Below are 20,886 nucleotides of genomic sequence, written 5' to 3'. Positions count from 1 at the left end.
AAGCAAAGATGGATGAGAGTATTTGACGATAATAGTCATATATGTCGACTTCGCTTCAATCAAAGCAAAGAATGCCTGAGCACTATTAGCTATAAGTATAAAGTGCTCAGGCATGAAGTTCAGTTGTACTAGATAATGTTATTAATATAGGCGTTTAATAGCTGAAAATTTACTACCTAGTAGCTGTCATAAAGGCTGACCAATCTAAATAAAATTCTATAATCCATTGACTGTGTAGCGTACGATAACTTCATTATCGAGTACGACATTGGTTGACCAAATGAATTGGGCATCTGCTTTTTCATTATCAAAAATATCTATGAAATTGGTATAAGCTTGTTTATTATCTACCCCAATGGTTTGGTTACTATAAGTAGTAGCGTTCGGCCAACTAGAGTCATCAAAGTCTGCTTGTTGCCAGTTGGTAGGCAATTCCCAATGCAGGCCATAATCTGCCGAACCATCTTGCACATTAGCTGTGGTAACACAATTACTAGATAGGCGCTCGCTACCTGACTCACTAACACAGGATAAGTCTCTAATCGGCGCGGTATAAAAGGTTTGTGCTTTCCAGGTTTCATCGGTCTTAGCGATGATACTATTGTCTTTATCTTTGATCACAGCGACTAGACCGCCGTCTCCTGCATGAAACTCTGAGCCTTGATTACTCTCTGAACCAATGCCTAAGTTTTCTTCCCAATCGACCAAATGCATAGCAACGGTAAATGGTGCTTTTGCTTTGAAATGCACTATATTTGAATTGAACTGAGTAAATGGCACATTGTCACGTCCGACTGCTACGCCATTTACATACATCTCAAAATAATTATCTGCAAAGACGTAAGCGGTATACACTTCACCATCTGCATCTATTTCAATGATGTCTGAACCATCAAGTTGAGCTAAAGCTTCACTGGCAGTGCGATAGTCGTTGCCCGTGCAAGGGTTGTTTAAGTCAGACGCCACTGGGAAATCTGTATTGAGCAAATTAGTCGCTGCTGGTACTGTCCACGATTTACCGTCAGTTGACTGGATACTACCAATGTTGGTTTGACGACCACGGTCACATTCATAGGCATTTGTCACATCGGTCTGAGCAACACCTTGGGTTAAGCTCGCGGTGCCAGTATAGCTGCTGGCATCTGCACTACTTATTGATGCTGTCGTTTGCTCGTTGGCATCGGTAGCCGCTGAATCTATTTGGGTTTGGCTACAAGCCGCTAGCAATAAAGCAGATATTGTCGTGGTCAACAAAGCAGGTATTAAAATAGGTTTCATTAGGGTTCCTTAGCATTATATATGGTTATTATTTGAACTCAGCTCACAGCCTCAAACATTAGGCTTTAATCAATGAGCACCAACAACTGGGTTTTATCATCAAATAAACGCTACTTTTTTTGTGGAGCATCAGTGCGTTTATAATTCTGTACGGTCGTACCCTCTGGATCAATAAACTCAAAAGTATAAATATCTTTGGTCGCTTCAGTAGCGCCCCAACCGTAATTCAGCTTATGCTCTTGGCCGTCATGGGTATACGTTAGACTGTATTGAGTCGGGCTTATAATTTTGTAATCTGTGATCTCAGCTCCGCGCAAAGGTGTTAGCGCTGGGCGAACGCCATGAGTATGTGCTTGTGGTGAAATTTCATTTTCTGGTGCTTTCGTATCTGGGTTTATAGTGACCTTACCGCGCAAACCGGCAATTAAATACGGAAACTCTGAGGTAGCATGGTATTCATAGCTACCGTTTTCATTGAATTTGCCTAAATATTCATCAAGCTCATCATCCGTTTCACCATAGACAGGAAAGCCGTCTAGCGCATAAGCAATGGGCTTACCTTCACCAACTTGTGACTGGAGGTGGGTTGGTGCAAGATGATAATGGTAGTCATCAGCGCGTCCAGAATGCCCGCCCCAATTGTCTAATTCTCCGAATGCTTTGGCGTCCTCACCACGATTGTTTAATGGGTTAAATATAGGAATGCCATTAGCTGCAATAGCGATGGCCCCTTTCATAAAATTGTCTTTGGCCATTAAAGGCTCATCGGCAAGCTCAGGCTGTAAGGGAATGACCCAACTGTTCTCATTGGTATAATCCTGGTCGATAGGTACTTGCTGTTGCCAACTGGTGATACCCGTCATCATTTCATGGCTTGGGACACCGTTTGATTCGACATACAGATATTTATCATCATGATGGGTACTGACGTTATCGAATGAGCCAAATACTGACGTCATAAAGTCAATATCATTGGCTGGTACTGGCAAATGAGCGATCGCCTCTTTCGTCTTTGCACCGATATTTTGGGCCGTCTCAGTACTGCTACAGGCGACCAGTAAAGCAGTTGCACCCAATACTCCAAAAACTGAATAGGTAATTTTTGACGGTCGGTTTTTCTTGTCGCGTATATTCAAAACATAAAACAAAACCAAACCACTCGCTAAGACCAAGCCACCCAACAAGTAGAAGAATAAAACAGAGCGCGTGTCACTGTTATCCGTTATAACAGAACTTTCCGCATCAGCTTTGTTTAGTGCAATCCCATTATCATTGGCGATAACAGTAGTATCGTTTGGATTTTGGATAGCCGTTAATTGATTACTACTTACTAGATTTTCAATCACTGCTAGCTGATTGATCGCTTGAATATGGGCGTCTTTTTCCAGAATATAGGTTTGATCATTGGCTGAAAAGTCTGACAAACCAAAAGAGAGCAACTGATGGTGACTATCCGTTAAATAAACAGTACCGTCTTCTAATTTGATGAAATCAGCAGCGACACTAGGCTGGCCGGTGATCTGCCATACTTTGGCAGGCAGAGTATGTGCACTAAGGTCATGGGCGTAGGCAGAGGTCAGTGATGAAACTTGTATGGCAGTGACAATAGCCAGCAAGCTAAAAGCTTTAGCTGTTTTCGTAAGGGTCATAACACGCTCTCGTTTGGATTGATATTTGAAAGTTAGTCATAGTCAGACAGAGATACTTATTCGCACCTGTCTAAATGTCGTGGCTACTTATCATTACTCACTCAAAAAATTATAGTGACTAAATAATAAATTCATTATATTGAAAAGATAATATCAATTTCTACTTTAGATAAACTTTAAGAATTGTTAAGCCATATTGCATTTTTTACTAAACAACTTATGCGTATTACCTTTAAATAACGATAGGATAACTCGTCACATTAACTACGACCCGCTTCCTACTAAAATATCTATATACTGCTAAGAGTTTATATTTGGTACAACATAGTTTTTACCAAAAAGCTATCATGAGTCTTGCTTATTAAATAGAATAAAAAATAGCGCCTGTAATGGGCGCTTTTTTTATGTTTGATCACTAATATCAAACTCAAGCAAAGGGAAATGCACTGGCTAATCACTTGATCATAAAAGTACTCAATAGCTGATCACCGTTTTATATGTTGGTCTTTATATAGAGTCTGACATCGCTGAATTTTTAGTACTATATAAACCTTGACCCGAATTAAGACAGTATTAACTTTCCTTGACCTGAATATGCCTACTTTCAAGAGATATCATACGATACAGTTAGTAAATCAAGGATGATCATGCCCTCGCTGCTATAGTCAAAGCATATCTATAACGAGCTGTTAGTCACTTAGATAACGTTCTTTATATGCTCTTGGCGTCATCCCAAACCAACTCTTAAAAGCACCAAAAAACTGACTATTAGAATGATAACCAAGTAAAAATGCCGTATCTGTAGCTGATAATCTCTGCTCTATTAAGTATTTATAAGCTAACTTTTTTCGAACTTCCAATAGCAACGCTTTAAAAGAAGTACCCTCTTCTCTTAGACGTCTTTGCAAGCTACTAACACTCATATTGAGCACCTGAGCAACTTGCTCACGAGTCGGCTCATGCAGACCCATGATTGTTATGAGTATATGCTGACAACGTTGTGTATAGCTGGTATCGGTGAAGTTCTTATCAAGCATATGATGCAAAGGATTGATAAAAAATGTATTTCCTACAGTGTTTTTTGTGTGTTCCGATGAGTAGTAAATGTGATCAGGCCTATCGATTCGATACGTTAAACTATTGACTGTTTTAGACATTTCTGCTGGAACACCTAAGAACTGTTTATATAGCTCAAACCCTTGGGAAGACTGCCGATGCGCCAAAGTAAGCCCTACAGGTTTGAGTGAGCTAAATGTCGAGATAATTTTATAAACGGAAAAAATAATGCCATCAATTTGATGTTTGTTAACCTGTTCAGGCATGCTTGGATTGAACTCAAGACGGATTAAATCTTTTCTCTCAAATAAATGAACCTCGATTGATTCAGTCATGACTTTGAAGTAACGCGAAATCAAACGGCAGAGAACAATAAGAGGAATGCCAATATTGGCATTTATTAGAGGACTAATACATTGGCTTATTCCCTTATAAAAAGGAAAAGACTCGATCTCGATATAATTGAAAACTTTTAGCCCTATATAATCATCTTGAAAGAAATAGGTAGCCAAATTGAACTCATTCGTGACGACAGCTAGTGGCATTCTATCGCCTTCAAAATCATCGAGATCACTAAATTGTGACATAATTTTGGGTATATCAGATGAGCGATCTATCTGTATTAGATACGTTGCTACGGCTTTTCTATAACAGAGCGCTGTCAGCTTATGAACCGTATATTCATTGAGTTCCATATATTTACTCTGTGTTGAATTTGACTTGATTTAAAATTGCCGTTCACTTTTTGGAGTGTATTTAGCATCACGGTTAAAACACTTCTAAGTGATAGTAGGTTATACAAAAGTACATGAATGAAAAATATTGATCAGTTTTATCAGTGTTTTGACTGTTTGACCCGTTAGATTATATATCTAACTTTAGCAAAAAAAGCCTAGTAGTAGCTAGGATAATCCAAGGAAGGAGTTAACTAATCATGGAATTTGATTATATTATCGTTGGTGGTGGATCTGCAGGATCCGTATTAGCAAGTCGATTAAGTGAAGACCTTCAAGTCACAGTGTGCCTTTTAGAGTCAGGGGGTGACGGCAAAGATCTAGTAGTACGTTTACCTGCGGCAGTTATTGCTCAAATGAGAGACAAGCCAATTAAGATAAACAACTGGTGTCTCAGTACTGTGCCCCAAAAGCATCTAAACAATCGTATTGGATATCAACCTCGTGGCAAGTGCTTAGGTGGCTCATCAGCTATTAATGCGATGGTTTATACCCGTGGTAGTGCAAAAGATTATGACCGTTGGGCTGATGAGGGCTGTGACGGTTGGAATTACGATTCACTCTTACCATATTTCAAAAAGGCAGAAAACAATGTCCGCGGTGCAAATCATTTTCATGGCGACAGTGGACCGTTAAACGTTGCCGACCCTCTTAGCCCTCGGCCTATTACTAATGCTTTTGTCGATGCATGCATCGCGAATGGCTTAGATAGAAATGACGACTTCAATGGTGATAAGCAGGATGGAGCTGGCCTTTACCAATTAACTCATTTCCATGGTGAAAAACAAGGGCAGCGTTGTTCAGCTGCCGCCGCCTATCTACACCCTGTAGAAGAAAGACCCAACCTAACTATTATTACAGGTGCAATTGCTTCTCACGTTCTCATAGAGAACGGAGTAGCATCAGGAATGGTTTACCTCAAAGATAACCAACAAAGTACCATTAAGGCCAATGCAGAAGTCATTCTGTGTGCTGGTGCTTTTGGCTCTCCAAAGATTTTGATGCTATCAGGCATTGGTCCTAAAGAAGAGTTAGAAAAGCACGGTATTCGTGTTGTCTATGACTCTCCTAATGTTGGTGAAAATCTCCAAGATCACCTTGATGTTGTGTTTGACTATGAGGTGAACACAAAAGACGTATTTGGTGTAGGTTTTGCTGGCGGCATCAGCCTTATGAAAGGAGCTCGTGATTGGAGAAAAGATGGGACTGGACTGCTATCAACCAATTTTGCTGAAGGGGCTGCTTTTTTTAGTGCCACAAATGCCACACCTAAAGACTGGCCAGATACCCAGCTTCACTTTGTTATCTCTAGAGTCATCGATCATGGTCGTCAAGTTAAGTGGGGATATGCAGTATCTATTCATAGCTGTTATCTCAGACCTGAAAGCCGTGGCACCGTAAAACTCGCGTCTTCTGACCCAAATGCCGCGCCATTAATCGATCCCAACTATTTAGACCATCCAAAAGATGTGGAAATGATGGTGGCAGGTGCTCAACGTACGCGCGAAATCATGCAAGAACAACCTATTGCCAAGTATATTACTAAAGACTATGCAGCTTCCGCACTGGATAAAGACGGCTTGTTAGGTTATATCCGCAATAAGTCAGATACTATATATCATCCGGTAGGCACGTGTAGGATGGGCTCCGATGCTGAATCCGTGGTGGATCTAGATCTCAAAGTTAGAGGTGTAATCGGACTACGTGTTGTGGACGCCTCTATTATGCCTCACCTTAATAGTGCAAATACTAACGCTCCAACGATAGCCATTGCAGAAAAAATCGCTCAGGAAATAAAGATGGAGCGTTTTCATCTAAGCCACGGTCGCACAAGTATTGAAACTGAAGGCTCCGTTAAATTAAATGAAACCATGCCCGACATGGTAATGGCTAAAGGTCATGTAAGCGTTGCGCATTGAATTGATAGCAATTAATTCAATGTTAAAAATACAAAATAATCATTAAATAAAAAATGGATTTTATTATGGTAAGGAATACCTTTATGCAAGATTTCAGCACGTACAAACCTATCTTGAATAACTCTCGCCGTATGTTGTTGCTAGCAAGTAGCATTTTACTTGCAGCTTGTACAACTTCAACAGCTCAAGTGAGTAATGGTAAAGCAGCTACTGCTACTACGATTGCAGCAAATGCCAAGTCAGTTAGTCAATTAGACCTAGACGATCCTCAAGACTTCAAAGATGCTACCCGCGGTCTCATTGCAAGTCCTGAAAACATACAGATACCATCTATAGCTGATCCTCAAGAGTATGTTTGGGATACCAAGGCTTATAACTTTATTCAAGGCGAAGCTCCCGATTCAGTGAATCCAAGCCTCTGGAGACAAGCTAAGCTAAACAATATAAAAGGGCTTTTTGAGTTCAGACCAGGTATCTATCAGTTACGTGGGTTTGACTTATCAAATATGACGTTAATTAAAGGAGATACAGGCTGGATTGTTATCGACCCATTAACTTCTAAAGAAACGGCAAAGTACGCTTATAATTTTGCTATGACACATCTTGCAGATCGTCATCCTGATATGCCTACTAATATTAGTGCCGTCGTCTTCACTCATAGCCATATTGACCATTTTGGTGGTGCATTAGGCATTCTTTCTCAAGAAGATATTGAAAAAAACAATATTCCAATTATTGCTCCATCTGGCTTTATGGAAGAAGCCACCAGTGAAAATATTCTTGCGGGTACAGCAATGCTTCGTCGCTCATCATATATGTATGGTAAGAACCTACCCCGCAATGAATACGGACACATAGATAGTGGTTTAGGTAAAGGTCCTGCCTTTGGACAGTTCAGTATTATTGAGCCAAATATTCTGGTTAGTAAAACACCTACTAACTTAAATGTGGATGGTGTAGATTTCCAGTTCCAGTATACGCCTGGCTCAGAAGCACCTGCCGAATTCACGTTCTATCTCCCTGAATATAAAGCATTGTCTGGCGCTGAATTAGTATCTCGCAATATGCATAATCTTTATACTTTACGAGGTGCGAAAGTAAGGGATGCTCTAAAGTGGAGTAATTATATCGAAGAGGCTCGTACTCAATTCGGTGAGGCTGAATACTACTTTGCAAGCCATCACTGGCCTATGTGGGGTAAAGATAGTATTCAAAAATTTCTAAAACAACAAAGAGACACATATAAGTTCATTCATGATCAAAGCCTACGTCGTATTAATAAAGGCATGACACCAGGTGAAATTGCTGAAGATATCACACTTCCACCAAGTCTAGCTTCAGAATTTTCAAATCGTGAGTATTACGGCACTATTAAACATAATGCTCGTGCCGTGTATCAAAATTACATCGGTTGGTATGATGCAAACCCTGCACATTTAGATCCTTTACCAGATCCACAACGTGCATCTGCCTATGTAAAGCTGGCAGGTGGTAGTTCAAAAGTTATGAAACAAGCTCAAACTTCTTATGACGAAGGCAATTATAGATGGGCCGCCGAGATTCTAAATCATTTAGTATTTGATGATCCTAGTAATATGGCTGCTAGAGAGTTGCTAGCAAAAACTTATGACCAATTAGGCTACCAAGCAGAATCTGGTCCATGGCGTGATAGTTATCTAACAGGAGCAAAGGAGTTACGTGAAGGAACCCCTGATGCAGGTGTTGAGATGTCAGCGATGAGAGATGTTTTTTTACAAACACCTGTATCTAATTTCTTTGATGCACTTTCTGTCCGTCTAAAATCTGAAGAAGCCAATGGTCTCGACACAAATCTGAAAGTTCATTTCACAGATAAAAATGAAAGTTATTTGCTATGGATTGAGAACTCTGTTCTACACTATCGACTTATCGATAGTACAGAAGCAACACAAGAGGCTGTACAAACAACTTTGAATTTAACACATCCTCTCTTTGTAGATTTACTAATTGGCAAAGTAGCATTCAAGGATATATTGTCGTCAGCTGACTCAAAAATAGAAGGCAATCAAGCCAATCTAATTACTTTTTTCAGTTTATTCGAAGCACCAGACCCCTCTTTTGCAATAGTACTACCAGATTAATATCTCAATTACGCAAAATCCTAGGAGTATGGTTATATGCCTTACTCCTAGGATAATTTCATAAAATATTTCAAGGATGAAAATGATGGATAGCACTCAAATTGATAACAGCTCTTCGGTAAGTAGCTCACCTGCAATCATTACCAACAAGAAAGATCTACAAGCCCAGTTTTTGAGACTGCAAAAACTGAGTCGCAAAGAACCTATAACTGACTGGGATACTAGAAAATCTCAACTTGAAACTCTTGAAGCCTTATTAAGTAAAAATAAGGATAAACTTACTAATGCTATCAATGCAGATTTTGGTCAACGTAGTGAAGGTGAAACTAAGTTTGCCGAATTATTTTCAAGTTTTACAAGCATTAGTCATGCAAAGAAACATGGTGAGTCTTGGATGAAAACTCGAAAGGCACCTGTTTCAGCTGTTTACTTGCCAGCTCGTAATGAAATCGAACCACAACCATTGGGCGTAGTGGGTATCATGGTCCCTTGGAACTATCCACTATATTTAGCAATTGGTCCAATGATAGATGCCCTGACAGCAGGCAACCGTGTGATGGTAAAAATGAGTGAAGCAGCCCCTAAATTTGCACAGGCATTTGCTGAAGCGATTGAAAAACATTTCTCACCAGAGATGGTAAATGTTGTTGTAGGTGATGTTGATATCGCGGTGGCTTTTAGTGAGCTACCGTTTGATCATTTGATTTATACCGGCTCTACAGAAGTAGGCAAAAAAGTCATGGCAGCAGCGGCTCCGAATCTAACCCCAGTTACTCTTGAGCTTGGTGGTAAATCTCCGGTGATTGTACTAGATGATGCCAACTTAGAAAGTGCTGTAAATAGAATCATGACGGGTAAAGCGCTAAATGCTGGACAAACTTGTATAGCACCCGACTATGTACTGTTAAATCGCAAGTATCATGAGCAGTTTACTAGTCTAGCTAAAAAATGGATGCAAAAGCATTATCCAAAAATCACGACAAACAAGGACTATACCCATATTATCAATAGTGCTCAGTTTGTTAGAGTTCAAAAGTATCTAGACGAAATACCGAAAGAGAATGTTCACCATACAACTGAAGTGAAGCCAGATATCAACTCACGCTTAATGCCCCCTATTATCGTAACTGAACCTAAACTAGAGAGTGCATTAATGCAAAATGAAATATTTGCACCAGTACTGCCACTCATACATTATGAAAAGTTAGATGAAGCTATCGTATTTATCAACGAACGCCCTAGACCATTAGCGTTATATATTTTTGGAAATTCAGAAAAGGATATTAAGCGTATTCGCACACATACAGTATCTGGCGGTGTCTGTATTAATGAGATTGTATTACATGCCCTGCAACATGAATTGCCTTTCGGAGGGGTTGGACATTCTGGTATAGGAGCTTACCACGGTAAGATTGGTTTTGAACGCTTTAGTCATATGAAACCCGTTTTAGTACAGCCTAAAATAAATGCTATGAATTTATTACAACCTCCTTACGGAGTTGTCTTTAATAAATTTATGTCTATGTTCATCAAATAGTTACCTTAATTCACATTTATCTTTTAGCAATGATTACTGCTAATAGCTCAAAGAACCATTAATGCACCTCGCTTCGATGGATTTACAGACATTATAAGTTTATGTCGATACGCATAAAAAAGTCCCCCTAACTTGAATGGTTAGGGGAGTTTTTTGGTTTGAGATACTCTTTTATAAAGAAGTAAGGTCTATACAAGTATATGAAGTGTATTTTTCCCAGACAATGCTATTAATATTATTGAGTATGCACTAATTAACCTATAAGCCTTACAGTTACTAAACAACAAACAGCCATAATAAATTATGGCTTTTCGTTATATAACAACTAAATTGCAAGGCAATTAACCTAAAAATATCGACTCTGAATCACCCTACTTATAGTATGGTTATATCGTCATGGACATATAAGTTAACTGTTGGATCTATTGTGCTTTGGTACTGGGTGTAGTCTGCTTGATCAGACACTTGCTGCGCCACAAAATCTGCGGTCAAAGATACCTCATCCTCATCATCACCATTAATAAACAGCTCATTATTACTGTCGGTCATGGTAATGACGTCATTGGTGCCAATGTTGATTAATGATTGCGCATCGTTCCCAGTCAGGTCGATCACCTCCATATTATCAATCACGCTATTATCAAAGTCACCAAAATCGATAGTAGTATTATTCACATTAATCAGTAGAGTATCAATACCATTACCACCATCCATTAAGGTATTGTCAGCAGAGAATACTAGCGTATCATTCCCAGCGCCGCCTATTAGTGTATTAATACCAGTACCGCCATCAAGGAAGTCGTCACCAGCGCCGCCAGTAATGCGATCATCACCTGCACCAGAGTTTACGGTAGTGCTACGATTTGTGGTAGTGATAGTATCGTTTTGCTCTCCTGTTTCGATAGCGACAGACTCACTCAGGTTCAGATCCGCAGTTTTGATCTCTTCGCTAGAGAAGACTTGCTCAGGGTCTGAGGTCTCGACAGTTTTGCCTGTATAAGTGATGGTACCGTTATACGCCTGATACAGAATCTGTATATCGTTAATACTACTGCTAGGCACGCCACTTAATACATAGCTGCCCGCTACAAATTCAACAGATATCCCATCGCTATCGACCTCAGCATTACGTAAGCCGATGACCTCTCCTGTGTCGCCAATCCTAAATAGCATAGTTTCATCAAAAGGCTTGTCACTTTCAGGGGTAATCGTCAAGGTTAATGTCTCACTACCTCCTTCATCAATACCATTGCTGTCGGTGTCTTCCATCTTAGCGTTGGTATTTAATGCAACCCATGTATAGGCGTCACTCGCTGAGTTCTGCGGGGTTAACTCGACGCCATCAGCTATTGGTTTAAACACAAGCGCCACGGTTGTGGCGTCACCCTGTAACCCATCTGTACTTAATACTGAAACATTAGCACTGCTTGTACCGCTGTAGTTTTCTGGTGCTTGAATAAATATTTCGGGCGTCGGGTTTATCTCGGTACTTGGCAAGCTCCACGACCCTGTCCCTGTTTTGTTGGCTATGACGATATCTCCGCTATCATTGACATAGTATACGGTAAAGTTATCATTGACATTATCAAGTATGAAGGTCGCAGGCTGATCATCTTCATCAGTTTGTACGGTGTCATACACGATACTAACGACATTGATATCAGTATTGACACCGATCTCGCCCTGATCTTCATCTACAGTTAAGTTTGACGCGGCCTCATTGACGACGAACAGCAAAGGATCAGCGCCTTTTTCAACAGTGATTTCAAAGTCTTTGCGTGATACTAGCGTAGTTGTGTCATGATCTGAGATATCTGTCGTCTCCTTGTGTACTACATACGCCTCAATCGCAGTCGCACCATCTTCGTTCGGTTCAGGAACGAAGTTAAAACTTACAGACGTAGGATTATCTGTGCCCACTGGCAAGGCAAAGTACGTCCCTACAGGCAATCCAGTAGGGTTAGAGACTGTATCTAAAGGCTCACCATTGGTGTCCCTAAGCGTACCGTTGATGGAAGCACTGTCAGCGAACTGAAGATAGACATTGCCGCCAATAACTTCGACATTACCTACGTCTACAGTATTTGTCAGATTCAACGTTAGGGTTTTTTCTGCATCTTCCTCTATGACGATGTTATCGTCATTCTGTGGTGCTGTAGGATCGTCTTCATGAAAACTAAAGTAATCGGTAATAGGCAGCACAATCAATGTGCTGTCATTCGTGCCTGGATCACCTATTGGAAACGCTGGATCGTCTGCTGTCACAGTCTCAGAGTCACCATTACTATCAGTCGCTGTAAATGAGATATCTAAATTAACTGCCTCACTTTGGTTGTTTGTACTGTAATCACTGGTGGGAACAATACTAATATTAGACAGTAACTCGGCAATATCACTATCACTGGTTACATTGCCACTGATTAACCATGTACTGCCTTGTTTAGATAACAAGACCCCGTTGGACGATTCTAATACCACATCATCAGGCAAATTAGCAATGGTGAATGATATCGGTGCAGACATTTGGTTGTCATAAGCCACCTGATTAAGTGTACCAACGATAAAGTTATTTAAAGATTGGCCGGCTCCATCCTCAGTCAAAGTTATGGGCTGTACGATGAGGTCTGCTACTAACTCAGGAGGCACCTCTCCACCACCGTCCGTACCTGTGACAAGCGTCAAATCAAAGATTGCCTGTGCTAATTGCTCAACATCAGGTGCATCTTGGTTATAGGCGGTAACCGTAATAGGTACGTTCTCTGCATTATCTACATCATAACCCGCTTTTACACTGAACTTGATATCTACGCTCGCCGTAATAGACGTATCTATGGTTTCATCATCAAAGACGACGTACCAAGTGTCACCAGCTTTGACCGCGTCAACGAAGGTGCCATTACCATTAGCATCCACTTGCACCAAAATACCATCAGGCACACCGCCTACTTGCACTCGTGTAAACACCTCTGAACCATCTAAGTCTGGTGAGGTGAGAGTGACCGTTTTAATAAATTCATCATCAGCCGTATCGGCGTTGACGATATCAATGGTCTCTGAAGTCTCAATCTCAGCAAGATTGACTAATGATGGCGCATCAGTAATAGGAAGGACGTCTACAACGAAGTTCGTATCACGGGTTAGCGTTGTCTGATAGACGATATCTGCCGTCTCATTATTCGTAGCTCTGACGGTATCGGTCACTGTATATTTGATGCCAAATTGATAGACATCATTGCCTGATTTATGATTGACGAAACCAGACTGAGCACTGGCAGGCTCAGCTGCAGTAGCCTCGATACTGGCGTTAAACTCACCATTTGAACCACGAATGATGGTATAAAATCCTTCAGTGTCTGCTTGATCAGTTGTGATGACAACGCCACCGACGCCGTCAATGCTGCCAACAGTGAGTTGAACGCCAAGTGCCTCAAGGTCAGTCAAGCTAATAGCCATACTATTTAACTCTTCAACGCCTGATGTCCAATTATCTGTGTTATCTGTACGCCTAAAGGCACGCTCAAAGTCTAACGTGACAGACGCGTTTTCATTCTGCACAGCAGTAGGATTGACCACATCATTATCAAGCGCATCCGGCTTGACAAATATTTGTACAGGCTGGATGTTTTGACTTGCCTCACTACCGCCTGTTTTCTCCGTACTGACGCCTTTGATATTAAAGTTAATCTCACCTGCGAAATTGTCTTCAGTTTTGAGTACTATCTCACCATTATTGATCGCTTCATCAGTCACAACCCACTGTCTGGCGGTACCTTGACCACCGATGAAGGTTACGTCGGCACCTTGCATGGTAAATCTATCATCAAGACCTGTGATGACATAGGTTACGACTTCAGAGCCATCATTGTCATAGGATCTGATAGCCTCTGGTGTCTGAAAAATAGTATTAAAGTCTATCTCATTATCAGCAGCATCTAAGTCGCTTTCTTCAAGAATGACTGCGTAGCTATCTGAGGCTTGACCATCATAATCAAAGGTAACTTCATTCAATTCATCATTGAGGATTTTATCCGCGACTGTAGTGATCTTAATAGGTAATGCTAATGGTGTGCTAGGCTCACTGGTGTCCGCGCCATCTACTGACACACCACTGACTAGCAACGTATAGTTGTCATTACTGTTCAATGGGGGTATGAAAAACGGTACTTTATCGTTTTGGTAATCGGTGAGCGTGACCGACCACGTAATACCAGCATTATCTACCGTGGCAATATCATTGACTGTGCCATAGTTTTGGTTGATCAAGACATAGCCACCGTTTGTGCTATTATCAGCATCCCACACATAGAGAGAGGCACCATCTGGTAACGCATCGATAGTGATGTTGAAAGTTTCAGAACCATCTGTATCTTTGGACTGTGCCTTTATCTTAAGCTCGATACCCCCCTCTGGAGTGTCAATAGTGTCAGCTGGCGTATAACCGTCTATACCGGTTGGATTACCATTAGATCTACCTGCATCTTCTACTCCTTGAGCAGGTTGCACACTAAGCAGCACATCATCAGCAACAGGCGTCACAGTCAGATAAAGGAAAGATTCGCCAGATAGGACTTTATCTGTTGCGGTATCATCATCTTCATCATAGTCGATGGTGACCGCTTGCTCTTGAATACGTAATTCGCCTGAATAATTATTAGGCGGAATAAATGCCAAGCTGCTAAGCCCAGCCACTGGTACGTCTACACCATTTTTACCTGCTGTGACAGTCTGCGGCTCACCTGCGATGTCATAACGGAACTGAGCCCCACTCGCATTGACCCAGTCACCGTTATCATCTTTAATCTGGACGATCAGACGGGCAAAGGTCTCTTCTGAATCGGTACGATTATTGTTATGGCTTGGTTCACCAAAGTCGTTGGTATCATCTTCATTCGACCAACCATTAAGCAAAATAAAGCCAGCATCAGTCGATAAGTCGTACCAAACAGGGGCTGAACTGCTCACACCATCATCATCACCATCTTCAAATGCTGGTACAGCATAGGTATGATCTGGATTTAAAGTGACATCCGTGCCATTACCACCATCGCTATCGATATTTGCACTCTCAGCCACTGGAGTAACCTTAATAGTGACATCAAAGGTATCATTGTCAGTAATGGGGTTATCACTATCGACAGAACCATCAGTAGTCTCTACAAAATAAGTGAGCGCGATATCGGCACTGCTATGCGCTGGTGGTGTGATAGTATAGCCATCCAAACTATCGACATTAAAGCCATAATAAAGCCCTTCATCTGTCAAATCTGCTGTCGTGATAGGCGTACCGTTTAGAGAAATTTCGGCACCTGCAGTAATCAAATCATCAATTTGATCTTTCAAGATACCCACTATTGACAATGTTTCACTACTATCTTGATCAGTAATAGTAAAGACTGAATCGCCCGCATCATTTATTGTAAATAATGCAATCGCTGCATCCTCATCCCCTACCTGTGGATCCACTACTGTCACATCGATGGTAGGATTGACCGTTATATTCAATTGCACAGAAGTCTGCTCGATCTGAATAGCAGGATTAACATCTATAGAATCGGAATCACTATCTCGCGTATTGAGTGTAAGTGTTGCATTAATAACACCCGCAAAATCTGCTGGCGGCGTAAAGGTAAAGCTTGGGTCTAGATCCTCAGCCGTCACTTGCGCTCTTGGAAGCTCGACTGTGCCATCAGCTACGGTATAGCTGACGCCATTGACCGTCACCACCTGACCATTTAGCTCACCTAACCCTTCAATAGAATACCAATACTCCTCTGAGCCATCGGTATCTACAAATGTCTCATTCAATATAGATTGCAAATCTAGACTACTGTCTTCGTCGATAACCGCATTGATCGTGTCGTTTTTATCAATGCCATTATTGGGTTCGTCTGACAGAGTGATAGAAGTTGTACTAGGCGGGAGAGCCACAGGTTCTAGTAAATCGATAACCGTCGTATCTGTCACCGCTTGTACATCGATAAGTATGTCTACTGATGTGGTCTCTGCTATCAAGCTACTATCAGGATCTACACTGCTAGAGTCGTTAGGCTCTAGCGGATAAGGTACACCATTTTCATCGACTTCATACTCAGTGACACTCATGGTTACTGTAAAGTTAGTGGCATCTTGATCTGGGTGAAAGACGATTAATGATTCAAACTGGTCACTTGTCATCTCAACATCAGCCGTAAACTCACTATCGGCAATATGAGTACCATCAGTGAGTTTGATCGTGACCGTACCATCATCTCCTGTTCGGGCAATAATAATCTGCTGAGTGCCGCTGCCATCAATATAAGATAGCTGGGCACCTTCAGGTAATCCGCTTAATGTAATCGCCCCAAAACGTTCGGTACGATCAACAGAACCACCGTTTATATTGTCATCATTCTCGCGCTTAGTGCCATTCACATAATTTGGATCATAGATACTCAGATCCGTACTTGCCTCAACCCCATTATCACCAATGATTGGTGCTATAAAACCAAGCTGCGTCGATGAATCCTCTTCAACATAGTTGGTATAAACACCATCAACGATATCAACTTCAGCCGCGTCAATAACGATAATAGGCGCATCGGCAACAGGATCTACTTCGATATTAATTCTACTGGTTAAGGTTTGTCCCCCATCTTGTGCACGCAGGTTAAACATCACACTATAAAAATCGTTAAATTCATTAGGGGTTTGCTCATAACTACTAGGTCTGTTTGGTAAATCAGCTCTATCGTTTGGCGTCGCGATAGAAGAGTAGTTTTCTTCTGGGTTAAACTCAATTTGCCCATTGCCAATATTTCTCAAACTACCAACGATGGCTGGGTTATTCTGATCATCGGTATTAATGGCATTGCCGTTGACATCAATATAAATAAATTCACCACTTTGCAAATCTATCGATGACGATAGATCATAATTCAATATGGTGACCACACCGCCATCAAAGTTTTCAGCAGCATTGATTAACAGGGCATCCTTGCCATTTGGGGCAATGTTTTCATCCTCAGTGAGGTCCGCAAAGTCTCCTTCATTAATAGTAAAATCAAGATCTTTATTAAATAGTCTATTTTCGACTTCGACATCGAACTGATCTTCAGTGATCGAGCCATCTTCATCGACTACCGCATAATCGAGATCAAATATAATATTGTCTAATCTACCGTCATTATTAGCATCGATATTATCGTGCCTGATCGTATCATAGAGGGTGGCGGTATAAGTCAGGGCATCTGCACTAGTATATGGCAAGCCCTCAGGGTTAATTTCCACTTTGAATATGACATTGTTGTTAGGATTATCGACTGTATCCGCAATCAGATCGCCGCGCTGGGTAGTCGACACATATAGGGTGCTATAATCTATTACGCCATCGACCTCAGCATAGCGATAATAAAGCGGTAGCCCACTGCTCTGGAAACGGCCGTTTATTGGATCGCCATCACCCATGATAAAGTAAATATCAGAGATATTATCCTCATTGCCAGTGACCGTAAATGCGGAATCGACTTTGACCACATAAGTGCTAGCCGTACCAGAATCAGGGAACAAATCACCTTCTTTTAAGACGACGCTTTCATCGCTTTCGATAACCGGTGCGGTGTCTGTTACGCTTATAGGCTGTTCAGCAGCATCTGACACATCACCATCAGCATCGATTAGTGTATAACTAAATGAGCCATCGTCTTGTAGGTTAGGCGCAGGGTCACGATTATCAATCTCTTTATTAGCAGCAAACGTCCAGCTACCATCTTCATTAACCGTTAAGATACCTGTCGGCGTTTCGAGACCCACCCCAAAATCGGTAGAATCTTCAACCGTATTGCCATCTGTATCTAAATAAGTAAAGGTATTGATTTTCAAATCCGCATCTGCACCTTTATCGTTATCAAGAACATTACCGGTAAGTAACGTACTATCATCACCATCAACGTACGAGCCTTCCACCACACTTACAGGTGTATCATCTGTAGCCAGCACCTTATCATCTGCGATATTGACATTAAACTGTTGCACCGTGGCACTGTCTGTATCTTGAATTTCATATTTGACAGGTAAAGTGATTGTAACTCCATCAGTGTGATCTAGCTGACCTTGTAGCTCAAATATAAACGCTTGCGCATCTCCAGTGCTATCTGTGGGATTGGTCAAAGTAATGGTAAACACTTCACTACCTATGGCACTAGCAACCATCGTATGACCGTCATTGCTCACTTGGTAAGTCAACGGTTCGCCATTGGACTCAAGCGCTAAAGCTTCTAGCCCTGCTGTGGTAACACCAGTGAATATCACATCGCTGATGTCATCTGCAGCTTTAGTGATACCAAGGTTACGCGTCACTCGTAGCGCATCAGGCGTCGTATCAGTACCGCCAGTTAGATCATCTTCATTCAGCGTCACTTCAGGAATAAGTGCCGTGGGCTGCGTGTCATCCACTGTGATATTAAAATCAGCGCTACTGGTATCACCATCGGCATCTGTAATCGTATAAGAGATGCTATCGATAATGCCATTTAGATTATCCGATGTATCATCCGATGTGTATGACCACGTGCCATTTGCGTTGATAGTTAGCGAGCCGTATTGAGTATCGATTACAGAGCCTGTTACTCCTGTTTGACTAATGCCATTTTCATCTAAATATGTGAATGACGTAATGGTTGTATTTGGCGTACCCAAATCATCGTTGGTTAGTAAGTTTAGGGACGTGGTATTCGACGATATAGTTTTACCGCCTTCAGTGACCTGGGCAGTATCATCGACTGCTTGCGGTGTCGCATCCACACTGATAACCGTCGTTGTTGTATTGCTATTAGCATTATTTATATCAGTGACTGTCACTTCAATGATACGGTCTATTTCGCTAGGGGTAGCAGAGGTATTGGCAAAAGTGATGGCATCAATAGCGGACTGGTAGTCAGCTAAGCTTGCACTCCCGCTCAACTCAATGCGGCTATTTCCTAACAATGTGGCTGAAATACCTGCTGGTAGATCACCTTCTTCAATGGCAATTAAATCGCCTGTTTGTGAGTTGGTTAATACAATAAGTACATTGCCAATCGTATCGTTATTATCAATGTCGGCAATAGCGCTACTATCACTGATAGCAACGGGAACACCGCCCTCTTGGTAAGCCGTTGCATAATTGGCAGTGGTATTACTATTATCAGAGACATCCAAGGTTGGCGCGTCATTGGTACCAGTTACAGTGATGGTTAAGGTTTGAGTATCATCACCTACTCTGTAAGTAAATACTTGTTCAACTGCCTCCCCTCTGGCAAGGGCTTGTACGGTAGAGCTGTTATTATTTAGAACATAGGTATACGAGCCGTCATTATTTAGCGTCAGCGCGCCATAATCATTTGCATCGCTAGGCTGACTCTGCAAGCTGACGGATGTTTCTGTACCGACTTCGTCATTAGCTAATACATTGCCTGTCGCGGTTAAAATGCCATCTTCTTGTACAGTATTGACATCAGGTTTGAGATCAACGTCATCGACAATCTGGCCTGTGACACTGTTTTCAGTAACAATTTGGACAGATTCAAAGCCACTATTGGTACCATCAACAGAGCTTATTGATAGCTGATAATTCTCGATGCCTTCTTTTAATTGATCATTTAATACCCTGTTGGTGAGGATAATTTGATTGCCAGTGCTGGCATTAAACGTCACCGTAGTCAGCTTGCTACTCGCATCAAAATCAACCGCAGTGGTCTCATCGTTAAGATAAGATAAATTAACCACTACGCTGCCACTTACTGGTAAAACAACAGGCTGACCATCAGCATCCACAAGCGATAAAGTATGCGTCAGTACAGCATCGTCTGCTTCTACTTGGCTGTCATCACCGGTTAGTTTGACATAGACAACATCATTGCTATCAAGTCCGCCCTCATTCGCGCTGTCGCCTGCATTATTGCTGTCGATGGTGGTGGTGACGGTGTTGGTCGCCTCGTCACTAAAGTCGACGGCTTCAAATTCGTTGGCACCAACACTGGTGATGGTGAGACTGTAGTTTTCGCCATCGTCTGCAAGATAGTCATCGATGGTGTCAACGTCAAGTGCTACGCTCGATTGTCCGGTAGGTATGGTGACCGTAATGGTTTGGGCATTGTTATAGCCGGTGTCGGCATCTTGGGTGCTGACATTGTTGAAGATAACGGTAACATCGGTGGCTTGAGTAACCACGACAGGGTTGCCACTTTCATCTAAAAACTTGACTGTGTATTCAGCCTCTTTACCTTCAATAACATTTTCGTCTCCCGTGATAACAACATAAGTGATGTCAACAACAGGAGTTACCGTGATCTCAACGGTGGCTGGCGCTGAGATGGCACCATCATCGTCAGTGGTGCTGAATTGGATGTTGCTGACTCGTCCATTGAAGTTTGGCGCGGGAGTGAATACAACGCTTGTGATTTGGTCAGCAGTTAATACGGTACCAGGAGTGAGTTCAACCGTTTGTCCATCATCTTCATAGGTAAGCACACCTTGATTGGTAGGCGGCACTTGCAGTACCGTGACACTGGCAACGGTGCCATCGATGTCATCGCCTATGAGCGGCACAGCCACTGCCGTGTCTTCATCAGTGCTCAG

At 41.7% G+C, this 20,886-nt stretch carries 7 protein-coding genes; 3 read left to right on the top strand and 4 right to left on the bottom strand.

The window, feature by feature from the left end:
- Positions 1-216 precede the first annotated feature (216 nt).
- The 3 genes from ACQKC9_RS00035 to ACQKC9_RS00025 all read right to left on the bottom strand — a co-directional run bounded on the left by ACQKC9_RS00035 (position 217) and on the right by ACQKC9_RS00025 (position 4,678).
- Positions 217-1,278 (bottom strand): hypothetical protein, encoded by a 1,062-nt coding sequence (locus ACQKC9_RS00035; protein ID WP_427620027.1) that lies wholly within the window; start codon positions 1,276-1,278, stop codon positions 217-219.
- A gap of 110 nt (positions 1,279-1,388) precedes the next feature.
- Entirely contained in the window at positions 1,389-2,927 is a 1,539-nt protein-coding gene (locus tag ACQKC9_RS00030; RefSeq protein ID WP_427620026.1) for a YHYH protein, read from the bottom strand.
- 689 nt (positions 2,928-3,616) lie between these two features.
- Positions 3,617-4,678: a helix-turn-helix transcriptional regulator gene (locus ACQKC9_RS00025; protein WP_427620025.1), complete on the bottom strand. Its 1,062-nt coding sequence runs from the start codon at positions 4,676-4,678 to the stop codon at positions 3,617-3,619.
- Positions 4,679-4,917: 239 nt separating this feature from the next.
- Between ACQKC9_RS00025 and ACQKC9_RS00020 the strand changes: the two genes are divergently transcribed.
- From ACQKC9_RS00020 to ACQKC9_RS00010, 3 genes are all read left to right on the top strand, one after another.
- On the top strand, positions 4,918-6,636 hold the full coding sequence (locus ACQKC9_RS00020) for a GMC family oxidoreductase (RefSeq protein WP_427620023.1): 1,719 nt from the start codon (positions 4,918-4,920) through the stop codon (positions 6,634-6,636).
- A gap of 83 nt (positions 6,637-6,719) precedes the next feature.
- The gene (locus tag ACQKC9_RS00015; RefSeq protein ID WP_427620021.1) at positions 6,720-8,756 is read left to right on the top strand and encodes an alkyl/aryl-sulfatase; all 2,037 of its coding nucleotides are present in this window, start codon (positions 6,720-6,722) and stop codon (positions 8,754-8,756) included.
- A gap of 82 nt (positions 8,757-8,838) precedes the next feature.
- Positions 8,839-10,293: a coniferyl aldehyde dehydrogenase gene (locus ACQKC9_RS00010; protein WP_427620019.1), complete on the top strand. Its 1,455-nt coding sequence runs from the start codon at positions 8,839-8,841 to the stop codon at positions 10,291-10,293.
- Positions 10,294-10,668: 375 nt separating this feature from the next.
- Here the strand turns inward: ACQKC9_RS00010 and ACQKC9_RS00005 are convergent, their stop codons facing one another.
- Entirely contained in the window at positions 10,669-20,862 is a 10,194-nt protein-coding gene (locus ACQKC9_RS00005; protein WP_427620017.1) for a VCBS domain-containing protein, read from the bottom strand.
- Between the last annotated feature and the right edge of the window lie 24 nt (positions 20,863-20,886).

Source organism: Psychrobacter sp. NPDC078409, from assembly GCF_050268505.1.
Taxonomy (GTDB): domain Bacteria; phylum Pseudomonadota; class Gammaproteobacteria; order Pseudomonadales; family Moraxellaceae; genus Psychrobacter.
This window is presented reverse-complemented; position numbering and strand designations above follow the sequence as displayed.

What these genes read in the sequence shown, in the direction of transcription:
- ACQKC9_RS00015 (WP_427620021.1), top strand. Translation starts at nt 6,720, where the DNA reads ATGCAAGATTTCAGCACGTACAAACCTATCTTGAATAACTCTCGCCGT.
- ACQKC9_RS00030 (WP_427620026.1), bottom strand. Translation starts at nt 2,927, where the DNA reads ATGACCCTTACGAAAACAGCTAAAGCTTTTAGCTTGCTGGCTATTGTC.
- ACQKC9_RS00035 (WP_427620027.1), bottom strand. Translation starts at nt 1,278, where the DNA reads ATGAAACCTATTTTAATACCTGCTTTGTTGACCACGACAATATCTGCT.
- ACQKC9_RS00010 (WP_427620019.1), top strand. Translation starts at nt 8,839, where the DNA reads ATGATGGATAGCACTCAAATTGATAACAGCTCTTCGGTAAGTAGCTCA.
- ACQKC9_RS00020 (WP_427620023.1), top strand. Translation starts at nt 4,918, where the DNA reads ATGGAATTTGATTATATTATCGTTGGTGGTGGATCTGCAGGATCCGTA.
- ACQKC9_RS00025 (WP_427620025.1), bottom strand. Translation starts at nt 4,678, where the DNA reads ATGGAACTCAATGAATATACGGTTCATAAGCTGACAGCGCTCTGTTAT.